Annotated in this window: 29 protein-coding genes and 2 pseudogenes; 29 read left to right on the top strand and 2 right to left on the bottom strand. The window is 36.7% G+C overall.

Going from position 1 to position 26,861, the window contains the following annotated elements:
• Positions 1-100 precede the first annotated feature (100 nt).
• The 9 genes and pseudogenes from AB9L17_RS15400 to AB9L17_RS15360 all read left to right on the top strand — a co-directional run.
• Positions 101-775 (top strand): annotated as a pseudogene (locus AB9L17_RS15400) (hypothetical protein); the annotation flags it as partial.
• Between the two features lie 245 nt (positions 776-1,020).
• Positions 1,021-2,148: pseudogene (locus AB9L17_RS15395) on the top strand (ribonucleoside-diphosphate reductase); the annotation flags it as partial.
• A 478-nt stretch (positions 2,149-2,626) separates the two neighbouring features.
• Positions 2,627-3,798, top strand: a protein-coding gene (locus AB9L17_RS15390; RefSeq protein ID WP_375199370.1) for an IS3 family transposase whose coding sequence is annotated in 2 segments (ribosomal slippage) — positions 2,627-2,888 and positions 2,888-3,798 — 1,173 coding nt in all. Because the reading frame shifts where the segments join, the coding sequence is not laid out codon by codon here.
• Positions 3,799-4,107: 309 nt separating this feature from the next.
• A complete protein-coding gene (locus AB9L17_RS15385) occupies positions 4,108-4,497 on the top strand; it encodes a hypothetical protein (RefSeq protein WP_375199369.1) in 390 nt (129 codons plus the stop codon).
• Positions 4,498-5,175: 678 nt separating this feature from the next.
• Complete coding sequence (locus tag AB9L17_RS15380; RefSeq protein WP_375199368.1) at positions 5,176-6,102, top strand: alpha/beta hydrolase fold domain-containing protein; 927 nt, start codon at positions 5,176-5,178, stop codon at positions 6,100-6,102.
• 430 nt (positions 6,103-6,532) lie between these two features.
• Positions 6,533-6,973, top strand: coding sequence for a LytTR family DNA-binding domain-containing protein (locus AB9L17_RS15375; protein ID WP_068984786.1), 441 nt, complete (start codon positions 6,533-6,535; stop codon positions 6,971-6,973).
• A 1-nt stretch (position 6,974) separates the two neighbouring features.
• The gene (locus tag AB9L17_RS15370) at positions 6,975-7,451 is read left to right on the top strand and encodes a DUF3021 domain-containing protein (RefSeq protein ID WP_375199367.1); all 477 of its coding nucleotides are present in this window, start codon (positions 6,975-6,977) and stop codon (positions 7,449-7,451) included.
• Positions 7,441-8,166 carry an ABC transporter ATP-binding protein gene (locus AB9L17_RS15365; RefSeq protein WP_375199366.1) on the top strand — a complete coding sequence of 242 codons (726 nt, stop codon included), beginning with the start codon at positions 7,441-7,443 and terminating at the stop codon, positions 8,164-8,166. The genes AB9L17_RS15370 and AB9L17_RS15365 overlap by 11 nt, the downstream gene beginning before the upstream one ends.
• Complete coding sequence (locus tag AB9L17_RS15360; protein ID WP_375199365.1) at positions 8,163-8,894, top strand: ABC transporter permease; 732 nt, start codon at positions 8,163-8,165, stop codon at positions 8,892-8,894. The genes AB9L17_RS15365 and AB9L17_RS15360 overlap by 4 nt, the downstream gene beginning before the upstream one ends.
• A gap of 121 nt (positions 8,895-9,015) precedes the next feature.
• On the opposite strand, the gene AB9L17_RS15355 is transcribed toward AB9L17_RS15360, so the two are convergent.
• On the bottom strand, positions 9,016-9,948 hold the full coding sequence (locus AB9L17_RS15355) for a DUF1385 domain-containing protein (RefSeq protein WP_083227002.1): 933 nt from the start codon (positions 9,946-9,948) through the stop codon (positions 9,016-9,018).
• 169 nt (positions 9,949-10,117) lie between these two features.
• Between AB9L17_RS15355 and AB9L17_RS15350 the strand changes: the two genes are divergently transcribed.
• The 20 genes from AB9L17_RS15350 (at position 10,118) to AB9L17_RS15255 (ending at position 25,461) form a co-directional block, all read left to right on the top strand.
• Positions 10,118-10,537 (top strand): hypothetical protein, encoded by a 420-nt coding sequence (locus AB9L17_RS15350; RefSeq protein WP_223553531.1) that lies wholly within the window; start codon positions 10,118-10,120, stop codon positions 10,535-10,537.
• Between the two features lie 66 nt (positions 10,538-10,603).
• Positions 10,604-11,038 carry a type II 3-dehydroquinate dehydratase gene (gene aroQ, locus AB9L17_RS15345; RefSeq protein WP_068984782.1) on the top strand — a complete coding sequence of 145 codons (435 nt, stop codon included), beginning with the start codon at positions 10,604-10,606 and terminating at the stop codon, positions 11,036-11,038.
• Between the two features lie 2 nt (positions 11,039-11,040).
• Positions 11,041-12,102, top strand: coding sequence for a M24 family metallopeptidase (locus AB9L17_RS15340; protein ID WP_068984781.1), 1,062 nt, complete (start codon positions 11,041-11,043; stop codon positions 12,100-12,102).
• A gap of 17 nt (positions 12,103-12,119) precedes the next feature.
• Positions 12,120-12,677 (top strand): elongation factor P, encoded by a 558-nt coding sequence (gene efp / locus AB9L17_RS15335; RefSeq protein ID WP_068984780.1) that lies wholly within the window; start codon positions 12,120-12,122, stop codon positions 12,675-12,677.
• Between the two features lie 299 nt (positions 12,678-12,976).
• Entirely contained in the window at positions 12,977-13,984 is a 1,008-nt protein-coding gene (locus tag AB9L17_RS15330; protein WP_068984779.1) for an NAD(P)H-dependent flavin oxidoreductase, read from the top strand.
• A gap of 90 nt (positions 13,985-14,074) precedes the next feature.
• Positions 14,075-14,284 (top strand): hypothetical protein, encoded by a 210-nt coding sequence (locus AB9L17_RS15325; protein ID WP_008179863.1) that lies wholly within the window; start codon positions 14,075-14,077, stop codon positions 14,282-14,284.
• A gap of 5 nt (positions 14,285-14,289) precedes the next feature.
• The gene (locus AB9L17_RS15320) at positions 14,290-14,667 is read left to right on the top strand and encodes a hypothetical protein (RefSeq protein WP_068984778.1); all 378 of its coding nucleotides are present in this window, start codon (positions 14,290-14,292) and stop codon (positions 14,665-14,667) included.
• Between the two features lie 12 nt (positions 14,668-14,679).
• Positions 14,680-15,591 (top strand): stage III sporulation protein AE, encoded by a 912-nt coding sequence (locus AB9L17_RS15315; RefSeq protein ID WP_068984777.1) that lies wholly within the window; start codon positions 14,680-14,682, stop codon positions 15,589-15,591.
• Between the two features lie 207 nt (positions 15,592-15,798).
• Positions 15,799-16,218: a hypothetical protein gene (locus AB9L17_RS15310; protein ID WP_068984776.1), complete on the top strand. Its 420-nt coding sequence runs from the start codon at positions 15,799-15,801 to the stop codon at positions 16,216-16,218.
• Positions 16,219-16,779, top strand: a complete 561-nt coding sequence (locus AB9L17_RS15305) for a SpoIIIAH-like family protein (protein WP_068984775.1) — start codon at positions 16,219-16,221, stop codon at positions 16,777-16,779.
• Positions 16,780-16,978: 199 nt separating this feature from the next.
• Positions 16,979-17,479 carry an acetyl-CoA carboxylase biotin carboxyl carrier protein gene (gene accB / locus AB9L17_RS15300; protein WP_068984774.1) on the top strand — a complete coding sequence of 167 codons (501 nt, stop codon included), beginning with the start codon at positions 16,979-16,981 and terminating at the stop codon, positions 17,477-17,479.
• A gap of 12 nt (positions 17,480-17,491) precedes the next feature.
• Positions 17,492-18,850, top strand: coding sequence for an acetyl-CoA carboxylase biotin carboxylase subunit (gene accC, locus AB9L17_RS15295; RefSeq protein WP_068984773.1), 1,359 nt, complete (start codon positions 17,492-17,494; stop codon positions 18,848-18,850).
• A 76-nt stretch (positions 18,851-18,926) separates the two neighbouring features.
• A complete protein-coding gene (locus AB9L17_RS15290; protein ID WP_068984772.1) occupies positions 18,927-19,145 on the top strand; it encodes a hypothetical protein in 219 nt (72 codons plus the stop codon).
• A 216-nt stretch (positions 19,146-19,361) separates the two neighbouring features.
• The gene (locus tag AB9L17_RS15285; protein ID WP_375199364.1) at positions 19,362-19,553 is read left to right on the top strand and encodes a hypothetical protein; all 192 of its coding nucleotides are present in this window, start codon (positions 19,362-19,364) and stop codon (positions 19,551-19,553) included.
• A 1,027-nt stretch (positions 19,554-20,580) separates the two neighbouring features.
• Complete coding sequence (locus AB9L17_RS15280; RefSeq protein WP_254660159.1) at positions 20,581-21,081, top strand: NUDIX domain-containing protein; 501 nt, start codon at positions 20,581-20,583, stop codon at positions 21,079-21,081.
• 655 nt (positions 21,082-21,736) lie between these two features.
• Positions 21,737-21,973, top strand: a complete 237-nt coding sequence (tlp, locus tag AB9L17_RS15275) for a small acid-soluble spore protein Tlp (protein ID WP_053595505.1) — start codon at positions 21,737-21,739, stop codon at positions 21,971-21,973.
• A 569-nt stretch (positions 21,974-22,542) separates the two neighbouring features.
• Entirely contained in the window at positions 22,543-22,668 is a 126-nt protein-coding gene (locus AB9L17_RS15270) for a hypothetical protein (protein WP_375199363.1), read from the top strand.
• Positions 22,632-23,042, top strand: a complete 411-nt coding sequence (locus tag AB9L17_RS15265) for a hypothetical protein (protein ID WP_375199362.1) — start codon at positions 22,632-22,634, stop codon at positions 23,040-23,042. Before AB9L17_RS15270 ends, AB9L17_RS15265 begins: the two co-directional genes overlap by 37 nt.
• Before the next feature lie 40 nt (positions 23,043-23,082).
• Complete coding sequence (locus AB9L17_RS15260; protein WP_375199361.1) at positions 23,083-24,522, top strand: MDR family MFS transporter; 1,440 nt, start codon at positions 23,083-23,085, stop codon at positions 24,520-24,522.
• Positions 24,523-25,050: 528 nt separating this feature from the next.
• Positions 25,051-25,461, top strand: coding sequence for an Asp23/Gls24 family envelope stress response protein (locus tag AB9L17_RS15255; protein WP_068984769.1), 411 nt, complete (start codon positions 25,051-25,053; stop codon positions 25,459-25,461).
• Positions 25,462-25,548: 87 nt separating this feature from the next.
• On the opposite strand, the gene norA is transcribed toward AB9L17_RS15255, so the two are convergent.
• Entirely contained in the window at positions 25,549-26,718 is a 1,170-nt protein-coding gene (gene norA, locus AB9L17_RS15250; RefSeq protein WP_068984768.1) for a multidrug efflux MFS transporter NorA, read from the bottom strand.
• Positions 26,719-26,861: the final 143 nt, after the last annotated feature.

Genomic DNA, 26,861 nt, shown 5'->3' with positions numbered 1-26,861 from the left:
GTTAGCGGAAGTGAGTAGAGTAGGAGTGAAGCCACTCCGAAGTGCGAGGACATCTAATAAGATGTAAGATATGGTCTCAACTTCTATGGTGACATAGAGAGTGGGTGTAGCGAACCCGCGTAAGGAATCGGCACAAATGATTATGCTGGCAGATTGGCATCCTGATATCGTGGAATTTATTATATCAAAAATGCAAAATCCACGTATTCTACGATACCTAATCGAAAATACAACAGATGAATCAATTATTCGTCTAGCAAAAGAAAAGTTAAACTTCAAACCTCTTTCATTCCAAGAAGAAGCTATGTATCAAGGCATTGTAAACTATAAAGGGATTGAAGGCTTAGGCGGTTTTGATACGGCTATTATTCGTGAAGCGGAGAACAAATTACGTGATGGTGGTACGTATACTGTTCACAATCAAGAGTTTTTAACGGGTGCAAATATTTCTGTAACATTAACAAAAGAATTTATGCAAGCTGTGGAAAATGACGCTGACTTCGAGCTTCGCTTCCCAGCGGTTGAAGAATATACAAAAGAAGAAATGAACGTTTACAACACGGAATGGCATAAAGTTGGCGACGTACGTGAATGGGAAAAAATGGGCTATAAAGTACGCACATACCGTACGATTAAAGCGAAAGAATTATGGAATTTAATCAACGTTTGTGCGACGTACTCTGCAGAGCCAGGTATTTTCTTCATCGACAATGCTAATGACATGACAAACGCAAAAGCTTATGGTCAAAGTGTTGTAGCGACAAATCCGTGTGGTGGACTTCGCCTCACGTTAAAAATTGCGGGATAAAGCGGGAAGGCTGAGATGCTAATCCGAACCGAAGGCTAAAGGTAAAACTTCAGTCAGGGGCAACGCATACCCGGTGATCCTACTTAGTAGACTATAACCCGGGCACGAGACCGCAACATTACAGAAGTTTTGTAATGAAAATGTATGCTGAACTTACAGGAATTGAACTGTAAGAACTAGAGGATAAAAAGCCTTTAGGATAACAATAATTGGAACAACCACTTGCACCATATTCTGTGTGTAACTTAGCAGCTGTGAATTTAGCGCAGTTTGCAAATAAAGAAGATCAAACAATTGATTTCGAAGCACTACGTGAAACAGTTCGTGTTGGTGTTCGTATGCAGGATAATGTAATTGATGCAACACCATACTTCTTAGAAGAAAACCGTGTACAAGCTCTTGGAGAGCGTCGTGTTGGCTTAGGCGTAATGGGCTTAGCGGACTTACTAATTTATTGTGAGAAAGAATATGGCTCAGAAGCTGGTAATGAGCTAGTTGATGAAATCTTTAAGACGATTGCTGAAACTGCGTATGAGACGTCAACAGAACTTGCGAAAGAACGCGGTAGCTTCCCATTCCTTGTAGGAGCAACTGAGGAAGAGACAGCACGTTTACGTAAAGCATTTACTGAAACAGGCTTTATGCAAAAAATGCCTGCACACATTAAAGAGCAAATTTTAGCAACAGGTATTCGCAACTCGCATTTACTAACAGTAGCTCCAACTGGTTCTACTGGTACGATGGTAGGTGTAGCAACGGGTCTTGAGCCATACTTCTCGTTCACATATTACCGCTCAGGTCGTCTAGGTAAGTTCATCGAAGTAAAAGCGGAGATCGTCCAAGAATATTTAGAACGTCATCCTGAAGTAAATGAAAATGACCTTCCTGAATGGTTTGTTACAGCGATGGAGTTAAAACCAGAGGCTCACGCGGATGTACAATGTATCATCCAAAAATGGATCGATTCATCGATTTCAAAAACTGTAAATGCACCAAAAGGTTATACAGTACAACAAGTTGAAAAAGTGTACGAGCGTTTATATAAAGGTGGCGCTAAAGGTGGTACGGTCTATGTAGATGGTAGCCGTGATTCACAAGTACTTACATTGAAAGCAGAAGAAAATGATATGGATCAATTATCATTTGAAGAAGAATTTGTAGAAGAGCCAACAAAACGTCCTGTTGTGTTAGTAGATACGATTCAAGCTTTAGAATCGACAACAGTAATTGGTTCAGATGTAGGAAATACTTGCCCAGTATGCCGTAAAGGAACTGTTGAAGAAATCGGCGGCTGTAATACATGTACAAACTGTGCTGCACAATTAAAATGTGGCCTATAAAATAATGAAAAAGTGTCTATCTCGGATAGGCACTTTTTTTATTGTATGCTTTGTAAAAAAGATTAATCGTTTATAATATAGATTGGTCATTTGTAATAAAGATTGATAAAAATCACCTCTTTTGTTATTCTTTGAGATGGTTTTTTATTGGGCATGAATGTTAAAAACGATGTTTATCTTGTGAAGAATTGTACTTAAACTCCCATGAAAGAACTTAATCATCTTTCATTTTTTGTGATGTAGCGCTGGTTTGGCTAACGGGGGAGGTTAGTTCAACAAGAATATAAGATATTATTGAGTTATTTAAACTACAAAGGAAGTGTACAAGTGTTTTATTACTCAAAAAAGAAGAAAATACGAGGTTGGAAAAGATATAAGAGAAAAATTGAGAGATGTGATGTTAGTCTAAATAATGGACACAGAGAATTGGGAGTTTATAAAGTATAATAATCTTAACAATTTACGAGGAGTGTCTAAGATGACAAAACGAAAAAGTTATGACAAAGAATTTAAATTAGAGGCAGTACAATTAGTTGAAAGTGGCAAGAGGGTTGCCGAGGTTGCACGTGAGCTGGATCTTGCAGAACAGACATTACACAATTGGGTAAAGAAATTTAGTAAAGATGGCGAAGCTGCATTTGTTGGTAGTGGGAATTTAAAGCCTGAGGATAAGGAAAATAAAGAATTAGAAAAAAGAATACGTGACCTAGAAGAGGAAAATGCCATCTTAAAAAAGGCTATGGGCATCTTTGCAAAAGACCGGAAGTAGTTTACAACTTTATTCAACAGCACCGACATGAATTCCGTGTGGCAAAGATGTGCGAAGTATTAGGTGTTTCAAGAAGTGGTTACTACGAGTGGCTGAACCGATCAAAGAGTAATCAAAAAGAACGGAAAGAAAAGTTAACAAGCCAAATAAAACGAGTGTATTTGGACTCAAGAAGAAATTATGGTAGTCCGAAAATCACAAAACAATTGAATTCAGAAGGAGTCTCTGTATCGCAAAAAACAGTATCGCGAATTATGAAAGAAGAAGGCATTCGCTCAAAAACAGTGAAAAAATACAAAGCGACGACGAATTCAAAACATAATCTACCGGTATATCCAAATCTATTAGACCAACAATTTAAAGTAGAACGCCCTGGACAAGCGTGGGTAGCTGACATTACGTATATATGGACCAGTGAAGGTTGGCTCTATCTAGCAACGATTATGGAGTTGTTTTCAAGACGAATCATCGGTTGGGCAATGGATGAGAGAATGACAAAGGAATTAGTGATCCTCGCCTTAAAACGAGCAATCAGAACTCAGACTCCAACGCCTGAGCTCATTCATCATTCAGATCGTGGGAGCCAGTATGCGTCGAAGGAATACCAACAAGTATTACGAACTAACAAAATGATTACAAGTATGAGCAGAAAAGGAAACTGTTACGATAATGCATGTATCGAGTCATTTCATAGCGTCATCAAAAGAGAGTTAGTTTTTCATGAAAAGTATAAAACGAGAGATCAAGCCAAGAAAAGTATCATTGAATACATCGTTAGTTTTTATAACTACAAGCGTATCCATTCTTTTACAAATTATATGTCGCCCATTGCATACGAAAAGCAATATTTCAAAACTTCACAGAAAACTAAGGTCATATAATTAAACCCCTTTAACCTTACAAATAATTTAAGGGTTACGCCCCTTAAATTGTTTGTGAGGCGAGCAAGCGATAGCGCGCTTAGATTTAAAGCAAAATCTCAATTTTCCCTGTCCATTTTCTTGACATAGTATCAATGGAAGCAAAGTGCAATAAATTTAGATATGGACTATTTAAGGAATTACCAAAGACAATACGAAAAATTATGGATTCACCCCTTTTATGCATTGGTACGCAAAAACCCTCCTAATTGGTATAATCGGCTTTTACTTGATGCAATGATTGAAGTTTACCAGGAGTGGCATCAAAAAATGATGGATGAAAATAAAGAGTTTTATTTGAAAATCTGGCTTTATGACCCTAATTTTATCAATTCACAAATTGTCGTTGCATATAGTGATTGTCTTGATTTCTATAATAAAACCTTCAAAGTAAGGGGAGAAAACAAGGAATTCCCTTTCTATAAATTTCATTCCTTGAGGGAAAAGTTAGAACAATTTCAATGGGAGTTGCACATAGAGACTGATTATTACGATGAAAACGACTTGAATGAATGGTTAGAAGAAGGAAGTTTAGCTGAAAAAGAAGTATCAAAAATTAAGGGAAAAGCCTATGAAACCATAAAATTTGAAAATGAACTTGGAAGTTTCCTGCAATATAGTATCGACAAAGGAGATGTTTGGATAGGGACTTTAAAGTGAGAAAGATAATTCAGTAATTATTGAACTAACAGAGTGCTTAAGTGGAATAAGGAGATCTAAAATAATCAAACTTTATTCAAAACCAACATCATAGCTTTTTGCTATGGCCAACCAACTTCGTACGAAATGATCCTCCAAAATAGATAATAAAAGTTTTGCAAATACAACATGGAATTTTAAGTATCACAGCCTAACTCACCAACAGGGGGGGATAGGCATTTTTTATTTCACTCGGTAAATGTCATGGATTTTGAAGGAGTATAATTCAAAATATGGAATTAAAATGAAATTCGATCATTTATAAAAAAATCTGATATAGAGAGCTATATAGAAGAGCCTTCTTTGTTCAACCATCGGCAATATTGTTGAACGACACCGTGACATCAAGGTTAAAATAAGAGATTGTGAAGGTTTACACTTAAAGTAACGGGGCAGTTTCGTTTCTATGTAGAAAATAACATTTTACCTCTTCTAAAACGAAGTTCTAACGGTATAGTTTATATATAGAAGATTGCCTGGTGAAATTTAGTATTATACTAGAATTGAAAGAAAACGAAAGTCTCCGTTCAATTCAAGATCTTCTATCGAGTTTGTTAAGACTTCTGATACATGGCTATTATAAATCATTTCGTGTTATGAAAAGGATGAACAATAAAAATGTTTAAAGGAGAGAATAAAATGAGTGTAGAAATTTTTAACGGAGAACGTTCTGAAGAAAGTGTTCAATTTGAAAAATGGTTAATTTTCCAAAGCAATAAAAAGAGTTTTTCTAGTATTGAAAATACAAAACAGTTCATTAAGCAGAGGGGAACAGAAAATATTCAGCCCTATGTTATTGGGGATGATGTTAATTTTTTAAGTGATATGAAGGAGCAGGCATTCGAGGGTATGCAGGTTATCACTTTAAATGACCAAAAGTCTTTGAAACAAAAAGTTATTCTCTATTTACATGGTGGTGCTTGGACAAATCAACCTTTAAATTTACACTGGTTGTTCATGGATAAAATGGCACAATCTTTAAATGTGAAAATTATTGCGCCCATTTATCCTAAAGTACCTCATTTTAACTATCAAGATACCTATCCAAAACTCCTTAACTTATATAAAGAAATTCTTGGAAGTGTTGACAGTTCCAATCAATTAACGATCATGGGAGATTCTGCAGGCGGTAATATAACACTTGGTCTGGCCCTTCTTTTGAAGATGAACCATTTGCCTCAACCGAAAGATATTATTTTATTATCTGCATGTGTTGATATGGGTTTTGAAAACCCTCTTATAGCTGAATATGAGGAAAAGGACCCGATGTTAGCTAGTGAGGGAATGGAAGTCATTACAAAGATATGGGCAGCTGATAAACATTTAAATGACCCATTGATTAGTCCTATTTACGGTGACTTCAGAGCACTTGGTAAAATTACTCATTTTATTGGAACACACGAATGTTTATATCCAGATGCAATCAAATTTGATGAAAAACTAACGGAACAAGGGATTGAAATCAATACCTTAGTTTATCCTAAAATGAATCATGTGTTTGTTGTGATGCCCATCCCTGAAGCCATAGATGCTCAACATAAAATTATTAATATAATTAGTAACTAGATAGATTAGCTAAACGAAAGGTTGCGTTACTTTAAGAAGCATGAGCTGATCAAAGGATTATTGCAATATGTTTGTTCTATAAAAAGGCGATTTAAATACGCAAGGTTCACAAAAAACATCAAATTTTTTATAACAATTGAGGATAGAAAAAGCGTGTTTGAATCAATCTTTTTTTCAAAACATGCTTTTTCTTTTTGTTCATTTATCAATATTATAAGTAGCTATTTGATCAAACTTTATTTCTGATTAATCATTTTTATCCATCTTGATTAATTTGAAGGCTCTGATTTCCGCTACGGGCTACTCGCAATTATGCAAGGAGAAATTGATTTTTAAACCACTTATCCCATGTAAACGACCAGTCGTCCAAAATCCATTTACATAATTAGTAAAAAAAATTATAGTGAAAACGAATGAAAGGACTGATGAAATGAAGGTAGAAGTGTCGATTGATCCGACATGCAAAGAGCCAAAAGTTATTATTCACACTGATAAGATGACCGATGAAATAGAGCATCTCATGCAGAGTATCGCTTCCGCTGAAGTCAATACATTATTGGTCTTCTCAGATAGAGGTGTCGAGTTTATTAGCTGTGGGGACATTGTGCGCATTTATACGGAGCAAAAGAAGGTTTTCGTGCAAACAATGGTTGGTATTTACATTGCGCGCCTTCGCTTGTATGAGCTTGAAGAAAAGCTGGATACACAGCTGTTTGTACGTATTTCAAATGCTGAAATTGTTAATCGTAACATGATTAAACATATGGATATTAGCAGAACAGGAACGATCGGTGTTGAGCTAACAGGTGGGATTAAAACATACGCGTCAAGGCGTTATGTAACAAAAATTAAGAAGCAATTGGGGATATGAGGTGAAAGAGGTGCGAAAAGACATACTAATTCGGATTTTAGGTGGGTTTATTATAGGTGCGGTATTTGGACAAATCGTACAATTTTTTGTATCGCTTGGGATATCACAAGAAAGCTACGTTTGGGTAGTTCCTGAATTTCAAGCTTTATTTGAAAGTGAAACAATGGCAATTATGACTCAAGTTGTGTTGACGGGTTTGATTGGGGTCACATTTGCTCTAGCTGCACTATTCTTTGAAATTGCGAGATGGGGTATGTTGAAGCAATATATTGTGCACTTTTTTGTAACGGCCATAATTTGGATACCAATTGTCATGGTTTTATGGATGCCGAAAACGATGGCCAATATTTTCTCCTTATTTGCAAGTTTCTTAGGAACTTATGTTGTGACATGGCTATTGCAATATAAGCTTTCGAAGCGCGAAATTGAAAAGATTAATGCCATGCTAATCGAGAGAGGTGACTTTCATGACAATTGAAATAAAGGGCCTAACGAAGCATTATAAGGAAATTGTGGTAGTGGATCAGTTATCTTTATGTATAGAAAAGGGAGAATTTTTTGCACTTCTTGGTCAAAATGCAGCTGGCAAGACGACAACGATTAAAATGCTTTGCGGACTATTACCACCAACAGATGGAGATGCCATTTTGGATGGGGAAAGTATAGTTCACCATCAGGTCGCTGCTAAAAAGAAAATAAATATTTCTCCACAGGAAACGGCTGTTGCACCTAATTTAACTGTATTAGAAAATTTGCTATTTATGGGCCAGATTTATGGTTGCTCAAAAATAGAGGCAAAAAAACGAGCAAATGCACAGATGAATTTGTTTGGTTTAACTCCTCGCCAGTCTAGTAAAGCTAAAACGTTATCGGGTGGTTATATGCGTCGATTAAGTGTTGCAATGGCTATGATGTCTAATCCGAAAATACTCTTTCTAGATGAACCGACATTAGGGATGGATGTACGTGCACGTCGTGATTTATGGAAAATACTGAGCCAATTAAAAGGTGAGGTAACGATTGTTTTAACAACTCACTATTTAGAAGAGGTAGAGATGCTGGCAGATCGTGTAGGGATTATGCATCGTGGGAAAATGCGAGCTCTTGGTACAATTCAGCAATTAATGCATGAAACAAAAAAACATTCTTTAGAAGAAGTATTTTTAGAGCTTACAGAGGAGGATTCACTTTGAAGGCAAGTGTATTTGCAACAAGAAATCATAAGGAAATAGTACGGGATCCAGTAACACTAATTTTTGGCATGGGCTTACCGGTTCTAATTATGGCTCTATTTTCAGTCATGCAAAAAAATATGCCGTTTGGATTATTTGAAATTAGTAATCTAGCACCCGGCGTGATTGTTTTTAGTTTTTCGTTTCTTACTCTTTTTTCTGGCATGTTACTAGGTAAGGATAAAAGCTCATCCTTTTTAATGCGGATTTTTGCCTCTCCTATGTCAGCAGGTGATTATATTTTAGGCTATGTATTGCCTTTGCTGCCAATTGCATTATTACAAATTATTTTCTGTTTGCTCACCGCTCTATTTTTAGGTTTGTCATTCAATATATCTGTCCTTTTAATGGTAGGCGTACTTATTGTCATTTCTTTGCTGTATATTGGATTCGGTTTATTATTTGGAACAATTTTTACGGATAAGCAGGTAGGAGGCATCTTTGCGATATTTGTCAATTTATCAACATGGTTAAGCGGTACGTGGTTTGAGCCTGAGATGATCGGTGGTACATTTCAATCTATTGCACAATTATTGCCGTTTGTTCATGCTGTTAATGCAGCACGTGCAGCACTAAGTGGAGCTTACTTAGATGTTTGCCTACCACTCTCTATCGTTATAGGTTATACGGTCTTTATTTTTATTATTGCGACTCTCTTATTTAAACGAAAGATGCGAGGCCTGTACTAAAAACTTTAAATAGTTTAATAATGAGGGCAGGTCCAAACAGATGATTCATCAGTTGGACCTGCACCTTTAATTTCTTTCAGCCGATTCCGGACGCAATTATGCCGAAGCCTAGCTGATTTTTTTAGTCATGATTCAAAGTAGCTGCGATCTCTGGTTGTTGCTCAACTTGAAGTAACATATTGAAAGATGCGATGGCTACTTCCACTTGGTCATCTTTCGGTTCACGTGTTGTCAGTAATTGTAGCCATAAACCTGGATAGCCAAGGAATCGTAACACAGGAATATTACGACACGCATTTGTCGCTTGAAGTACTTCAAAAGATAGACCAAGAACAACTGGGATTAATAAAATACGGTCCAAAAGACGTAACCATAGTGGATCAGTTGGCACAAAGAAATATAAAAACATGCCGACAAAGACAGTGAATAGCATAAAACTACTACCGCATCGATAGTGTAAGCGTGATTGTGCTTGTACATTTTTCACTGTTATTTCCATTCCTGCCTCATAGCAATTTATAACCTTATGTTCTGCACCATGATATTGGAATACTCGTTTAATAATAGGTGTTAAAGATATAAAATATAAATAGGTTAGTAATAAAAGTAGCTTAATACCACTCTCAAGTAAAATTTGACCGGTCTTACTCTCTATCCAACTAGAGAAAAAATCCGCAATAAATACTGGAATTAATGTAAAGGCAAATTTACCAAATAAAAAGGAAAGAATACCTACAACTGCAACTCCTAACATCATTTGAAGTTTCGAACCTTCTTCTTTATGTTCCTCTTCTTCGCCAGGTGTAATGTCGTAACGATCCCCTGAAAATTGCATATGGCGTGAGCCTAAACCAGCAGATTCAATTAGTGCGACAACGCCTCGAATCAATGGAATTTTTTTTAGCTTTTGTAAGATAGGATTTTGAACCTTTTTATAATGATAATAATCAATGGAATCATCGTTACGGCGAATGGCAGTAATCGTATGTTCCTTTCCTCCGAACATTACACCCTCTAATTGTGCTTGTCCCCCGTAAACAGGTGAATTGCTCAAGGCTAACACCACTCTCTTTATTTATTTCAACTGTACCATTGTACTAAATTTAGTGAAAAACCTCTAGAGTTACGCATAGTAAAATTTCTATATGGCTACACTAATTGTACAAGTTAGGAAATGATTAACGGTAGAAAATTAACTAAGGGTAGGAGGGGTTTGCTTGAAAGTGGCTAGTATAACATCGCTCGTCAGTGCACTTTTTTTAGCATTGTGTTTAAAGGGTCTTCAATATTTGCATCTTATTAAATGGAATCCAATAGGTTTTTATAAAAAGTGGGAGCTGTTTGAAGGTAGCTCAAAACTTTTTCAATGGAGTTTTTTAATTCTAGTTTTATTTATCATTGGATTTTTATTATTTATTACATTGAGATATGTTTATATTATTCCAGCTATTTTATCTTCTTTTTTGCTCGGACTTTTTTTGACCATCACATTAGAATGGATTGCTCTTGATTTGCCTTTACAACTTTCATCCTTTAAAAAATTATCGATTCCTTTCATGGTCGTTGTTATTTGTCTTTTACGGTTCTTGCTTGAAACAGCGAATTTTCATCAGAGAGAGCATACAGCACAAAAAGGAAATTAGTTGCTGTATGCGCCTTGCCCTGTATGATAAAATAAATGGCAAGTACATAGAAAGAGGAGAATATGCGTGAAGTTATTATGTTTGAATGGACCTAATTTAAATCGACTAGGTAAACGAGAGCCACATATTTATGGTTATGAAACATTAGAAGATGTGAAAAAAAATGTTCAGAATCTTGCGGCGTCTTTAGGTGCCACTGTCGAGTTTCGTCAATCTAATCATGAGGGAGTACTTGTTGATTGGATACATGAAGCAGAAGACGAAAAATATGATGGTATTATCTTTAATCCCGGTGCATATACCCATACAAGTATAGCGTTACATGACGCGATTGCAGGGATTTCTGTGCCGGTTATAGAAGTACATATTTCAAATATCCACAAACGTGAGGCTTTTCGTCATCATTCCTATCTTGCTCCGGCATGCCTTGGTCAAATCTGTGGACTAGGTACGAAAGGCTATGAACTGGCACTACGCACATTTATCGAGAGGGAGAATTGATTATGTTGAAATTGCAAAAGCTACGTAAGGCACTTCAAGAACAAAATATCGATGGCATTTTAATTACGAACGGGTATAATCGTCGTTATATGACTGGTTTTACAGGAACAGCGGGCGTAGCGATTGTGTCTCAAAATGATGCTGTGTTTATCACGGATTTTCGTTATACAGAGCAAGCTGCTGCACAAGTACAGGACTTCCGAATTGTACAGCATGAGGCAACAATCCTTGAGGAAATTGGAACGCAAGTAAATAACATGGGTATCAAATTATTGGGCTTTGAGAAAGATACTGTTAGCTATGGCACATATGAGCTATATAAAAATATAATTCAAGCAGATTTAGTACCGATTTCTGGGCTAATTGAAAAAATTCGCTTGATTAAGACGCAACAAGAGATTAATATTATTAAGGTTGCGTGTGAAATTGCTGATCACGCATTTACACATATTTTAGACTTCATCAAGCCAGGTAAAACAGAGCTTGAAGTTTCGAATGAATTAGAATTCTTCATGCGTAAACAAGGAGCAACCCAGTCCTCATTCGATACAATTGTTGCGTCTGGTCTTCGCTCAGCGCTACCACATGGCGTTGCAACGAATAAAGTGATTGAAAAAGGCGACTTTGTCACATTAGACTTTGGAGCGCTGTACAATGGCTATATCTCGGATATTACACGTACTGTGGCAGTTGGCGAACCATCTGAAAAATTAGTGGATATGTACAACGCAGTACTTGCTTCCCAGCTTCTAGCACTTGAAAAAGTAGGTCCTGGATTAACAGGGGTTCAAGCAGATGCGATTGCACGTGACTACTTAAAAGAAAAAGGCTATGGCGAGGCATTTGGTCATTCGTTAGGACACGGTATTGGTCTTGAAGTACATGAAGGCCCTGGCTTATCGATGCGTTCAAATACGGTGCTAGAGCCAGGTATGGCCGTAACGATTGAACCAGGAGTTTATTTACCAGGAATCGGTGGTGTACGTATCGAGGACGATATTTTAATCACAGAGACAGGTAATGAACTACTAACGCATTCGTCAAAAGAACTCATTATTTTATAATCTATGGAGGAACACAAATGATTTCAGTAAACGATTTCCGTACAGGTCTAACAATTATTGTTGATGGCCAATTATACCGCGTGTTAGATTTCCAACACGTTAAACCAGGTAAAGGTGCAGCGTTCGTACGTTCTAAATTACGTAACCTACGTAACGGTTCAGTAAATGAAAAAACTTTCCGTGCAGGTGAGAAAGTTGAAAAAGCACAAATTGATAACCGTAAAATGCAATACCTTTATGCACAAGGTGACGAGCATGTTTTCATGGATCTAGAATCATATGAGCAAACTGAACTTGCTTCAGCTGCAATTGAATATGAATTAAAATTCTTAAAAGAAAACATGGAAGTTCATATTCAATCATACCAAAGTGAAATGCTAGGTATTGAATTACCAAACACTGTTGAGCTAGAAGTAGCAGAAACTGAGCCTGGTATTAAAGGTGATACAGCTTCTGGTGGTACAAAACCTGCAACTCTTGAAACAGGTCTTATTGTACAAGTGCCATTCTTCGTTAACCAAGGTGACAAATTAATCATCAATACAGAAGAAGCTTCTTACGTTTCTCGTGCGTAATGAATAACAACATGCAGCCTACTCTTTTCTAACAAAAGAGTAGGTTTTTTTATACATATCACGATTGAAAAGGCTCTCCACCAAAAGTTGTGGATGACATTTGTTAAGGTGAATGCCTTGTATATAAGTCGGAACGGAAATCAACCACACGTTATGCTGATGAGCCATAGAAGAGCCAAAGTGAAGGTAGAGTTACCGAAGCAATGCATAGATAGAAAGTTATGAAGAGAAGATTTTTATAATTATCTGATGGTCATATATGGAAGAAGCGTTTACAATAAAAGTAAGGAGTGAATGCTATGCTACAAACAATTTTTGAAATACCAACCCCGATGATTCAAGCACCAATGGCTGGTGTAACATCGCCAAAATTTGTTGCTGCCTGCGCAGAGGCAGGTATTTTAGGTTCGATTGGAGCGGGTTATTTAGATGGAGAACAAACGAAAAGCTTTATTCAGGAAGTTAAACAGCTGACGAAAAAACCGTTTGCAGTAAACTTATTTGTACAGGAAGAGCCACGTATTGATATTGATGTTCTTCAGAAGGCTCGAATGGCTTTACAACCGTTTTACGACGAACTTGGCCTTTCGCCTGTGCAAAGTGTTATGTCCAAGGAAGTATTTGAAGGACAAGTACAAGCCGTTCTTGATGAAAATGTAGCTATATGTTCCTTTACATTTGGCATTCCTTCAGCAGATGTCATTCAGCGCTTAAAGGACAATGACGTTTATGTTATTGGTACAGCTACTACATTAGAGGAAGCGAAGCATGTAGAACAAGCGGGAATGCATGCTGTTGTCCTTCAGGGTGGTGAGGCTGGTGGTCATCGTGGTTCCTTCACTGAGCCGATGCAGTTCATCCATTTGCACGATTTACTGCAGCAGGTAATAGGACAAATTTCCATTCCGATTATCGCAGCAGGAGGTATTGTCACAAAAGAAGCTGTCGAACAAGCATTAGCAATAGGTGCACAGGCAGTTCAAATTGGTACAGCTTTATTAGTGGCAGATGAGTGTGAAATTTCCTCGCTTTATAAAAATGCTGTGCTTCAATCACAAGCACAGCAGACGACCGTTACTCGTGCTTTTTCGGGTAAACCAGCAAGAGGCTTAGCGAATGCTTTTACGGAACGTATGAAGGATGCTGTTGTGGCACCATATCCTTTGCAAAATGATTTAACTACAGCTATTCGTAAAGAAAGTGCAAAACAAGGAAATGCTGAATATTTATCAATGTGGATGGGTGAAAATAGTTATTTAGTGAAACAAACTGGATCCGTGAAAAGCATTGTTGAAAAATTACTTTAAATCATAAATATCTTAGATCTCTATACGTATGTATGGAGGTCTTTTTTTTTTGCTTGCAACATATATTGCTGTACACGAGGGGGCGTATGAATGGAATTACAAGACGTATTAAGGGTCGCTGGAGTGGGACTAGTAGTTGCGCTTCTTCATGTTTTCTTTGATCAAACAGGAAAAAAAGAATTTTCATTTTTCCTTTTTTTCATTGCCTACTTATATATGACAGCGGAATTACTGCGATTTTTGCGTCTATTTTTCACTGAAATCCTTACATTCTTCCAATGGCTGACCTCTTCCGGGTAGTGTAAATGGAAATTGTCATCGTAGCTGTTGTCATGCTGCTTTTATTAATGCTTATAAAAGAAGTCATACAGCCACTCCATGCGCTAATTAGTGTGATGTTTTCGTTTTTGCTGTTCGGTATGTTGTTCTCGGCACTCCTCTTGCCATTCATCAAGCAATTACTTGAGACGTTAGCTTTCTTGCCTTATGCAAAAGCCGTTGTGGTGAGTGCCAGTCTTTTTTATATTGGGCAGTGGGTGTCTATGTTACTTATAGAACAAAACTATAAAGTACTCGGGAACATTGTCAATGATGGGGTCAAGATTGTCATTTTGGGGTATTGGTTTAAGGAATTTTTGGCTGTCTTACAGGAGGTGTCGGCCATTTTACAACGGCTAAACTAAGGGGCGAAGACATTGCAAGAGCAAATATTTTCGTTTTTAATTGATCCATTTTTTCTATTGCTAAAGATGACACTTATTTTATGTGGCTACGTCATCATTATTTTGATTGTCAATATGATATTACCAGAATTTGAAAAAGGGACAAGATTACTTTTTTTTCTTATTGTACTTGCAACAATAGGACCTGTCGTTGTGGATTCATTTAATTTGATTGACAAAATAGCACAGGGACTGGCCCATATATTCACTGCATTTTACCCCATTCTTACTTCAAGCTTTCTTTTATCAAGCAGTATTACAGCCATTGCTTCATGGCAGCCTTTTTTACTATTCTTCGTACAAGTCTTAACGATTATTAGTAGTAAGTGGCTTATTCCAGGAGTGCTTTTTGCCATTGTTTTTGATGTTTGCAGTGTTATTGTCAAAGAAATTTCGTTTACGAGAATTGCCGAATTGATTCGTTTTACGATTATGAGTGTCGTCTCTGCATCTGTTATTTGTTACATCATCTTAATGTCAGCAAGTGGTGTTGTGGCCTTTAGTGTCAACGCAGCTGTTGCAGAGCCTGTGAAGAAATTAATAGAGGAAAATATCCCTGTTGTTGGTTCCTTTATAGTGGATAGTTTTTCGATGTTTCAGCATATGACGCAATTTACTTCTTCTGTTAGTAGTATTACTGCGTTTATAGCGGTAATTACAGTAGCGTTCATTCCAACAGTTCAGCTTGTTGTCAGTGCGTATTCATTGAAACTGTTAGCCGCCATTTTAGAACCAGTTGCCTTCGATGATATTTGTAAACTACTAGATCATGTTAGTAAATCTCTATTTACATTATGTGCTGTATCATTTCTAATTGCTTTTTCATTTATGTTTACTTGTTTTTTCCTCATCGTTTTTGTACAAGTTATGGCCGGGGGGAGATAAATTGATTCTTTTATTGGCAATGCTCTTTATCTGTCAGATATTTGTGTTTCTAACAGATGATAAAGAAATAATTTCACTCACAAAGCTTGTCATTACGTTGCTATTTTTGCAATTGTTATTAAAGATTCCATTTATCAATTCATAGGAGGAAACAAGCGTACATACACTTGAAAAAGAGAAGATGAAAGGAGGCAATGTACAAGTGATGTGGAAAAGACACGAAAAAAAACAACGTCATTTTTAATCTTAGTGCTTATTGCTGCCTCCATGGGAATTTTTATCATTTTACCAATGTATCAAACGAATTCAATGAATGAGCAAGAAACACCAGTAACCAATGAAGTAAAACTTGAGCAGACACTTAAGGCTATGCAAGGTGTTGGGGAGGTCAAAGTATATTTTTATTACGGAGAGATGACAGATGAGAAGGATGAAAATAAACTATTCAGTCAATATTTTCGAGGGACTGAACAAAGCACGAAAGAGGTAACAGGGATGTTAATTGTTTCAGAAGGAGCATCAGATATCTTTGTAAAAAATGAAATTCGTGCTGTCGTTAGTCAAGTAATGCAATTGCCGATTCATCGAATAATTATCGTTCCAATGGAAAATAAGGAGGAAAAGTAAATGCGCGTACGTAGAAGAACAGTTTGGTTTATGACATTATTAAGTCTAGTAGCGGTTATTTCAGTGTATTATTTGGTTGATCCAGCAAAACAATTCAATGGACTAACTATTTTCACAGATGATACATTACAGCAAACTGCAGTAACGGGTGTGACAGATCAAGAAGCAACAAAAGAGGGTGAGACGAAGGAAGTATCTTCTCCAAGTCACTTATTTGAAGAAATGCGCATGCAAGTTAGTGATGAAAGAAGCCAGCTTCGTCAACAATTAACGCAGAAAATCGGTTCACAAGAAGCCTCAGCTGAAGAAAAAAATAAGGCATATAATGATATGGATAGTCTTATTAAACAAGAATCCGCAGAAGCAATGCTAGAAATGCTTATTAAATCTTTAGGTTACTCAGATGCCTTTGTGAAAGCTGATGGTGATAAGGTATCCGTAACGGTTATGGCGGAGGAGCTATCAAAATCTCAAGCAAATGAAATTATTTATTTGGTAAGAACAGAGATGGAAGGCGCAAATGACGTCCAAGTAAAATTCAGTGCAAATAATAACTATTAAAAGATAAAGAAAAAGATGAAGATTCTGTTTATTTAATAACATTGTTATATATCAGCGTAATGAAAAGGCTTTCGTTTAGTAAAGGAAAGCCTTTTATTTTGTGCATATTTACTTAATTTTCATTAAACTATTTCAAATTGTTTCAAATAAATATAAAATAGTGCTTGTAGTAGATTTTATTTCATAAGGAGAGTTAGAAATGTTCAAAATTCAAGAAATTCGTGAAATCATTAAATTGGTAGATTCTTCTTCAATTGACGAGTTCGTTTATGAAGTAGATGGCGCAAAAGTTAAGTTAAAAAAGAATGGTGTTGTTGTTACTGAAACTGTAGCACCTAAAAAAGAAGTAGCAGCACCTGTTGTACAACAATCTGCACCAGCAGCACCTGTTGCACCAGTGGCAGCGCCAGTAAAAGCTGAAGAAGCACCAGCTGCAGCGCCAGCAAATAACGACCCATCGTTACATAAAATTGTGTCGCCGATGGTTGGTACTTTTTATCAATCTCCAAACCCAGATTCACCAGCTTACGTTAAAGTGGGGGACAAAGTTGGTAATGAAACAATTGTATGTATCGTAGAAGCTATGAAACTATTCAACGAAATTGAAGCAGAAGTTCAAGGGGAAATCGTTGAAATACTTGTTAAAGACGGTGAATTAGTAGAATACGGTCAACCATTATTCCTTGTAAAAGCTGAGTAAGGAGTGCAAACCATGAAAAAAGTATTAATTGCAAACCGCGGCGAAATCGCTGTGCGTATCATTCGCGCTTGTAAAGAGTTAGGTATTCAATCTGTTGCCGTATACTCAGAAGCAGACGCAGACGCATTACATGTGAAATTAGCAGACGAAGCATACTGCATCGGGCCAAAGCTATCGAAAGATTCATATCTTAGCTTCCCGGCTTTACTTAGCGTAGCAGAAAAAACTGGTGCAGACGGTATCCATCCAGGTTACGGCTTTGTATCTGAAAACGCTGACTTCGCTGAGGCTTGTGAAAACGCAGGCATTAAGTTCATTGGGCCTTCATCTGATTCTATTAAAATTATGGGTATTAAAGACGTTGCACGTACAACAATGGAAGCAGCGGGTGTTCCACTTGTCCCGGGTACTGGTATTGTTCCAGATATCGAAACAGGTAAAGAATGGGCTGCTAAAATTGGTTACCCAGTAATCATCAAAGCAACTGCTGGTGGCGGCGGTAAAGGTATCCGTGTAGCTCGTACAGAAGAAGACCTTGTAAAAGGCATTGAAATTACGCAAAAAGAGGCTGCTGCAGCATTCGGTAACCCGGGCGTATATTTAGAAAAATTCATCGAGTACTTCCGTCACTGTGAAATCCAAGTATTAGCGGATGGCCATGGTAACGTTGTACATTTAGGTGAACGTGACTGTACAGTTCAACGCCGTATGCAGAAATTAGTAGAGGAAGCTCCATCTCCAGCGCTATCTTCTGAGCGCCGTGCTGAAATGGGTGCAGCTGCTGTTAAAGCTGCAGAAGCTTGTAACTATGAAGGTGCTGGAACAATCGAGTTTATTTATGACTATCGAGAAGATAAATTCTACTTCATGGAAATGAATACTCGTATCCAAGTAGAACACCCAGTAACTGAAATGATTTCTGGTGTAGATCTTGTACAACAACAATTAAAAATTGCATCTGGTGAAAAACTTCCTTTCACTCAAGATGATATTAAATTAAACGGATGGGCTATTGAATGCCGTATTAACGCAGAAAATGCTTATAAAAACTTCATGCCATCAGCTGGTACAGTAGATACTTATGTAACTCCTGGTGGCTATGGTGTACGTATTGACTCTGCTGTTTACGCAGGCTATACAATCCCTCCATACTATGATTCAATGGTTGCTAAACTAATTGTTCATGCCAATACACGTGAAGAAGCGATTGCGAAAATGAATCGTGCGCTTAGCGAATTTGAAGTATCTGGTCCTGGGATCAATACAACAATTCCATTCCACCAAGCATTGATGAACAATGACGTTTTCAAATCAGCGCAATTCAATACGAAATTCCTAGAAGAGAATGATGTATTGGGGACAAGCAAGTAATTTTTATTAACAACGGAATAGAATGTTAACGTCTATTTCTTATACCTTCTGACTTTACTGTCAGGAGGTTTTTTATTTGTCTAAAATTAATCAGCGTTCAGGCTTATTTGATTTAATAGATAGGAAAGGCGATATTAATCTTAATTTTGACGCTCAATTATCGCAATTAAAGATCCATTGCCAAGAGTTAAACGCTCAACTAGTAGAGTCATATACAATGCTGATCCTTCGCCAACGCCAACAGAATCGGCAAATATTCGCTAGGGCTTGCGCCAACAAGCGACTAGTATCATAATCGTAGCGCCAACTGCGATTATAAAACGTTTACTTTGCAGAGTAGCCGTTTTTCTTTATCTCCTTATCAAAAGTTCTCGTCGGGTTTCGGAAGAGTAAAGCGTAGCGCCTTCATTTCACCTCTATAGCCGTTGCTAAAAACGGTTTTAAATCATAAGTTGGTGTAATTACCATCTAAAGCGTTTTGACGCTAAACCAAACGGAATTATAAGGAGGATTGAACGAAGTGAACATCACAATAGGTATCTTAGATATTCAACGGAAGATACTCGAGCAGACTGGACGTAAAACTGATGTATATTACAGCGAAGGTCAAGGCGCTTTGTACGTATTCATGGGAGACGCCTTGACGGTGCAGAACGTTATTTATGCAGTGTCTGAAATGGAATTAATAATGAACGCAATTTAATGAGGAGGAATAAATTTTTCCTAAAAGTTGTCCCAAAATCTATCGTTTTAGTGTGCAGTATAGAGTAGAACGAAAATTTTATAAAAAGCGATATCGATTTCTAATTTTACTCCCCTATGTATTGTAAAGGAAGAAGTTTTCCGAAACATGTCCGAAACTGGTTTTTCGTTCGGGTATACAAAGTAGGAGGCAAATTTTTTACCGGAAGTGTTAACGAAATTAAATTTTACCGAGGAGTATGTAGTATGAGGCAATTCCGTCGAGCAATCGGCGTTCACGTATAACAAAATAATAACCAAAAGGAGACCGATACTATATTATCGAGGGAGACATTATGAAAGGGAGAGATGTTTTAAAACTACCATTCGATGATGAATTAGAAATGTATTTGAAAAGGTTAATTAAACAAAACGATATTATCCGAAATCACTAAAAAAACGTAATAAATATATTTTTATCAGTAAATTTGGAGACTCGTTAGACGTTGAATCTAAGCCTTGCGCAATTACAAAACGTTTGTCTTATTATTCTAGTAAATATCGACTAAAAGATATTAATTCACATACTATTAGACGGCTTAAAGTGCGTGACCCCAAAGCCCTCGGTTCTGGCAGGCGCTTTCTGTTGTTCAGGCATTACATACAACTTTTTCATTTAGGGAAATAATGGATGTTTTTGAAGAAAATTGGATCATCACCAAAAGTTGTGGATGACATTTGTTAAAACATATACTATGTAAATAAGTTGATTGGAGTGGAGGCTGGGTGACTCCTTGGGGATCAGCAATAGAGGAACGAAGGCTAAAACCATCACGTCCTGTGATAACGCCTTCGTGACCAACATCGTGTTGGCCCGAGACCCTGGAGCGAGCAACGCGAGTGAAGCGGCTCATCGGACGCCCCCAGGAAAGCGCCCAGTCGGAACGGAAATCAACCACACGTTTTGGTGATGAACCAGCAAATTGTTACTATTTAACTAACGGTATAGGTTAATAAAATACGTGGAAATTATAGAGGAGATGGAATTATTGGAAGTCCGACAAATGGCAACTGCATTTCTGATTCATCAAGGAAGTGTATTAATGATGAAAAAGGAAAATAGTAAAATCTTTAATTTTGAATTTTGGGGTGGAATTGGAGGTCATATGGAATCCAATGAAATTAATTCACCAATGGAGGCTAGTTATAGGGAGATCGAAGAAGAGACAGGCTTTAAAAAAGACGAAATCAAAAACTTTAGGCTTAAATATATTTTGCTTGAAAAAAATAGCGGAGAAATACGTCAACAATATGTTTACTTCGGAGAAACAAAACATATGAACTTTATTCCATCTGAAGAAGGAGAGTTATTTTGGGTTCCTAAGAATGAATTATCAGATTTATATACCTCAAAAATTATCAATTTAACTATTGAACACTATTTGAATAATAAAAATAGTGATGACATTTTTGTTGGAACGATGATGACTAACAATGAATCTAAATCTGAAATACAATGGTCAGCTATCAAAGAGACTGTAGGTTTTTAGTTATTTATCATCTTAACTGTGATTTGAAACCAAACAAAGGGGGGACTTTAGTTTAATATTTAAGCTATTTTTTGTCCGTTTAATATGTTTAGCAACAACTTTGAGAAAACAACCGAAATAGTAATCTCATTAAAAATCACTTTGATTTCGGAAAATTTCGCTATAATTTTTTTAACTCGGGCGGTCAATCGAAAACTGTGATATTCAACGCTGTCAGAAGCATCGAGAATCGTTGAATCGGATAGTTGGCCCTCTAAAAGAGAGTGATGTTCTAGGGACAAGCAAGTAATTATTTTCGCGGACTTAAGGAGGGAACATCTATCAAAGCAGCTTGTAATTCTATTACCTTCTAACTTTTATTGGTTAGGAGTTTTTTTTGTATAAAAATAAATAGAGAACAGGGTATTTGATTTTGAGTAAAAAGCTTTTAAGGGATTACTACTTTCTTTAGGGCTTTTTAGATAAGAAAGTTATAATTTTCATGATGTTATGGTATTCGCTTCAGCGGCTGGTTACATTTAGAGTCTCTTCACGTGGCAAGTACACCGTCCAATGCTTTAAAGGACAAAAGCACCTTTCTTAGTAAAAATTAGTGTACATATAAACATAAAAAAAATACAAACTAATTTTAATGTCGAAATTTTAGGAGGTTACCATGGCTAATTCAAGACACTCGAAACCAGATGATAGATCCAATAACGTTGAACGTATTCGTGATATCGTTAAGAACACTGAAGAAAAACTTCATGAAGCGGAAATTAGTTTGGAATTTGCAGACCCTATGCAAAGTGAAATGATTAAAGAAAAAAATAAGCGACGTCAAAAGTCAATTGAAGGATTAAAAGAAGAAATGAAAGATGAAATGGCAGCACGTAAAAAAGGTGAAGTGTAGAACTTGTCTTTCAAAAGATGGGGACTTATTTGATAATGCAGAGATAAATATCTATCCTCAAGGTTCAATAAGTATTAGAACTGTTAAACCACTAGCTTCTTTTTCGCGAATGTTTTTGCATAACGTAAGAATGCGGGTTTTAAAAAATTGTAGTACCAGACTTTTTGTCACTAAACATTTGTGATGTGGCTCTTTAAGAAAGATTGATCATTTATAATAAAGAATGAATAAAGTTTGATAAAAATCACCTCTTTAGTTTTCTTTGAGGTGGTTTTTTGATGGGTATTTGTGTTAAAATATATGTTTGACTTGTGGAGTATTATATTGAACTATGATCAAGAAGGTTATTTATGTAAATGTGCGGTAGTATCATGATGAACTTCCAATGGGTTATAAATGGCTTGTTCCTGATTATTGTTACGATTGTTTATGAGGGAAAAATTCATGGAGTCTAATTATAATTGTTTTTATTGATATCAGTTCCAATGGTGGAGATATTCGCTTTGACAGTTGTTGGTTGGTAAATAGTGAAAGGTACATAGTTATATATTGGGTAATTTTGACTCGTTTTGACTCATCACCAAATGTTTTATCTGTGCGAAAGCGAAGCGTCAGCAACAAATATTTTATCTGCGCGAAAGCGAAGTGACAGCGGCAAATGTTTTGTCTGTGCGAAAGCGAAGCGTCAGCGGTAAATGTTTTATCTGCGCGAAAGCGAAGCGACAGCGGCAAATGTTTTATCTGTGCGAAAGCGAAGCGACAGCAACAAATGTTTTATCTGCGCGAAAGCGAAGCGACAGCGGCAAATGTTTTGTCTGTGCGAAAGCGAAGCGTCAGCGGCAAATGTTTTATCTGTTCGAAAGCGAAGCGACAGCAACAAATGTTTTATCTGTGCGAAAGCGAAGCGACAGCAACAAATGTTTTATCTGTGCGAAAGCGAAGCGTCAGCAACAAATGTTTTGTCTGTGCGAAAGCGAAGCGGCAGCAACAAATGTTTTGTCTGTGCGAAAGCGAAGCGGCAGCAACAAAGCACCCAGTCGGAACGGAAATCAACCACACGTTTTGGTGAAGAGCCATAATTTTAACTAGATAAAAGTGAAGGGGAAAATATGAGAAAAAAAGTTATTTTATCATTAATGTTAATGACATTTCTTTCTGCTGTAGAAGGAACAATTATTAGTACAGCAATCCCACGTATAACGAATGATTTGTCAGGCGTCGAACTTGTTAGTTGGGTATATGCAATTTATATGCTTGCCGCAGCTGTTTCGACTCCAATATACGGGAAATTGGCTGATTTATTCGGTCGTAAAAAAGTTTTACTTATCGGAGCTACAATATTTTTAGTCGGCTCTGCACTTTGCGGTGTCGTTACATCGATGGAACAGCTCATTGTCTTTCGTGCTCTTCAAGGTCTAGGTGCTGGTGCTATTATGCCAATAACAATGACAATCATCGGTGACTTATATAGCGAAGTGAAAGACCGTGCAAAAGCTCAGGGCTTGATTAGTGCTGTTTGGGGCGTCTCTGGTGTTATCGGACCATTAGTTGGCGGGCTTTTAGTTGATTCTCTTTCTTGGCGCTACATCTTCTTCTTAAACATTCCATTTGGAATTATCGCTTGTTTAATGATCGTAATTTATTATAAAGAATCTATTAAGCCTGCTAAGCATCATATCGACTATCTTGGTGCAACAGTATTCTCATTAAGTACAATCGCTCTACTATATGCGTTATTAACAGGTAGCAGTAAGCACAACTGGGGGGACATGACAATTATAGGTCTCCTGATCTTTGCAGCTGTTTCATTCATTATTTTCTTATTCATTGAGAAAAAATCGCCGGAACCATTAATTCCGCTAGCACTGTTCTCTAACCGTACATTATCTATTATAAATATACTAACTCTTATTTCTGGTGCAATGCTTATTAGTATTACAATGTATCTTCCAATTTGGAGCCAAGGGGTTTCAGGAAAAAATGCGACAGCTGCTGGACTCATTTTAATGCCACTTCCTGTTATGTGGACATTTGGCACTATTTTTTCTGGTAAACTAGTTGGTAACTTAAATACGAAACAAATCATTCTACTTGGAACTAGTGTTAATTCAGTTGCTGCCTTTTCATTATTTACATTGTCAATAGATTCACCAGCATTTCTTATTTATGTTGCAGTTGGATTATTAGGTTTAGGAATGGGGCTTGTTACACCTATCTACATGGTAACAATTCAAGCAGCTGTTCCTACTCATACGCGCGGGACGGCAATTGGCTTAAACACATTTATCAATACGTTTAGTCAAACATTAGGAGCGGCAGTATTCGGGGCAATTTTTAACACGATGATTCATGCACATGGTATTAAAAACCTTGATCTTGTATCTTCTGGTGGACATGAAACAACTACAGCAAACGTAGTAACCAAATCGCAAGAGGCATTAGCTTCAAGTGTACATTTCATATATATGGGTACTTTTATATTAGCACTAGTAACTTTAGTAATTGTTTGGTTCTTATTAAAGCCATCCACACAAACTAGTGAACAATAAAAAATAATTAATATAAAAATAAGCTGTGAAGAAATTTTTCTTCATAGTTTATTTTTATTTCAAACATGATTTGATTTCATATGTTTTTTTATCTTTACCCAAAAGATTCGAGCATCTTTTTTACGTGTACTAAGATAATAGTTACTCCCCGATTGAACATTCATGCTACTGTCGCTCTCTTGGAATTGTGATATATTTATATTTACTATTTACTCTTTTTTAATGAACTTGTGGATGACATTTGTTAAAACGTATGTCATGTATATAAGTCGGAACGGCAAACAACCACATGTTATGGTGATCATCCAATTTTATCTGCAATTTTTTCGCTTTTCATTTTTTAAGATAAACTTTGATAATGTACCGAATAAAATTTTGGATTTATCGCCCAACTTTTTATATTTTTCGACATAAACCTGCCCTAAATAAATTAAAGCGGCTTTACGAAGCCAAACTTTCCTTTTTATAGTATAATAAGCGTAAGTACAGCATTTGTTTGTGATGTGTAAGGGAAAGGATGATATTTGTATGGCAGAGAAAGTAGGACAATCTTTCGTACAACCAACACCTTCTGGAAAAGAAGAACTTGGGAAAATTGAAGTAGCAGCAGAAGTAATTGAAGTTGTTGCGGGAATCGCAGTGAACGAAGTGGAAGGAATTGCTGCAACTCGTGGTAATATTGCAACAGGCGTAGTAGAACGCTTCGGTAAAAAGGTACACAATAAAGGCATTAAATCTGGTGTCACTGAAACTGGTGAAATTTCGATTGATGTATTTTGCTCTGTGAAATATGGCTTTGCTATTCCAAAAGTAGCGAAGGAAGTGCAAACTCAAATCCGCCAAGCTATTTTTAATATGTCAGCTCTTGAAACAGCTGAGGTGAATGTCCACATTACAGGTATTCACTTTGAAAAAGATGAGGTAGCAGTACAAGAATAAAATAAGGGGTTGCCTGTATGATGATGTATTCATCGAAAGGCAACCCCTTTTTTTATTTTATCAGTAGTGAATAATAGCACTACTTTATTAGATTTCAATATGCTTTGGCTTTTTCCAGAACAAAGCAAGTATCACGCCAAGTGCTAAAACAATTGTCGCAAAGTAATAAGGATAGTTTAAATTAATATCGAACAATATCCCGCCTAAAATAGGTCCAAATATATTACCAAGACTTGTGAACATAGAGTTCATACCACCAACGAATCCTTGTTCATTACCAGCGATTTTTGATAAATAAGAGGTAACGGCTGGACGTATTAAATCGAAGCCGACGAAAATAAAGAATGTGACAAATAAAATCGCGAAATAGTGGCTAACGAATGTCATAGCGAAGGTTAGAACAGCAGATAGGACGAGAGATACACGAATCAGATTGATTTCGCCCATTTTCTTAATAAGCCCATCGAATAGCAATAGTTGAGCAAGGGCCCCGACTATTCCACTTCCCGTAATAATAATTGCGATATCTGAAGGCGTAAAGGCAAATTTATGATCTACAAATAGACTAAATAACGACTCAAAAGCAGCTAAACCAAACGACAGTACGAAAATAAGTACGAATGGAATAAGGTATAGTGGGCTGAAAATACGCTTCACACTGCCTAACATTGATGGTGCAGACTCTTCATCATCTGAAGCACGTGTCGGTTCTTTTAACAATACAATTGAAAAGATAGCTGCCAAAAATCCAAGTATACCGGCAGAGTAAAATGGTATGCGTGTTCCGAATTCTGCCAAAAATCCACCGATTCCAGGACCGATAATAAAACCAGTACTAATCGCTGCACTCATATAGCCCAGTGCTTTTGGACGTTGTGACAAAGTAGTAATATCAGCAATATATGCTGTCACTGCTGGCATGATAAAGGCAGCACTCACACCGCCTAGCATACGTGAAATAAAAAGTACTTCAACAGAGCGACCAAAACCAAATAACAGTTCTGAAAGGCCAAAAATAAAAAGACCAACAACAATCATAATTTTGCGGCCAATTTTATCTACGAGCTTACCTGCAATTGGTGATACGATAAGTTGTGTGATGGCAAATGCTGCAACCATATAACCAACAACAGAGCCTGAAATATTTAGCTCATTCATAATAGTTGGTAACACAGGGATTACTAATCCAATACCTAAAAAAGCAATGAATAGATTAGATAATAAAATAGCTAATGTTAAATTTTGTTTCTTACTCATACATTTCTCCTTCAAACTTCACTTAAATCTACTAAAATATTTCCACGTTATACAATAAACCCTATAGTAACTATAGGGTCAAAAGATTTGTTTTATTTTATTCGTTTTATTTCAGTGTGGAAGAATCAATGAACAGTTATACA

Source organism: Lysinibacillus sp. RS11, from assembly GCF_042019215.1.
GTDB classification, from domain to species: domain Bacteria; phylum Bacillota; class Bacilli; order Bacillales_A; family Planococcaceae; genus Lysinibacillus; species Lysinibacillus xylanilyticus_A.
The sequence above is the reverse complement of the archived record's forward strand: the minus strand, read 5'-3'. Positions and strand labels throughout refer to the sequence as shown.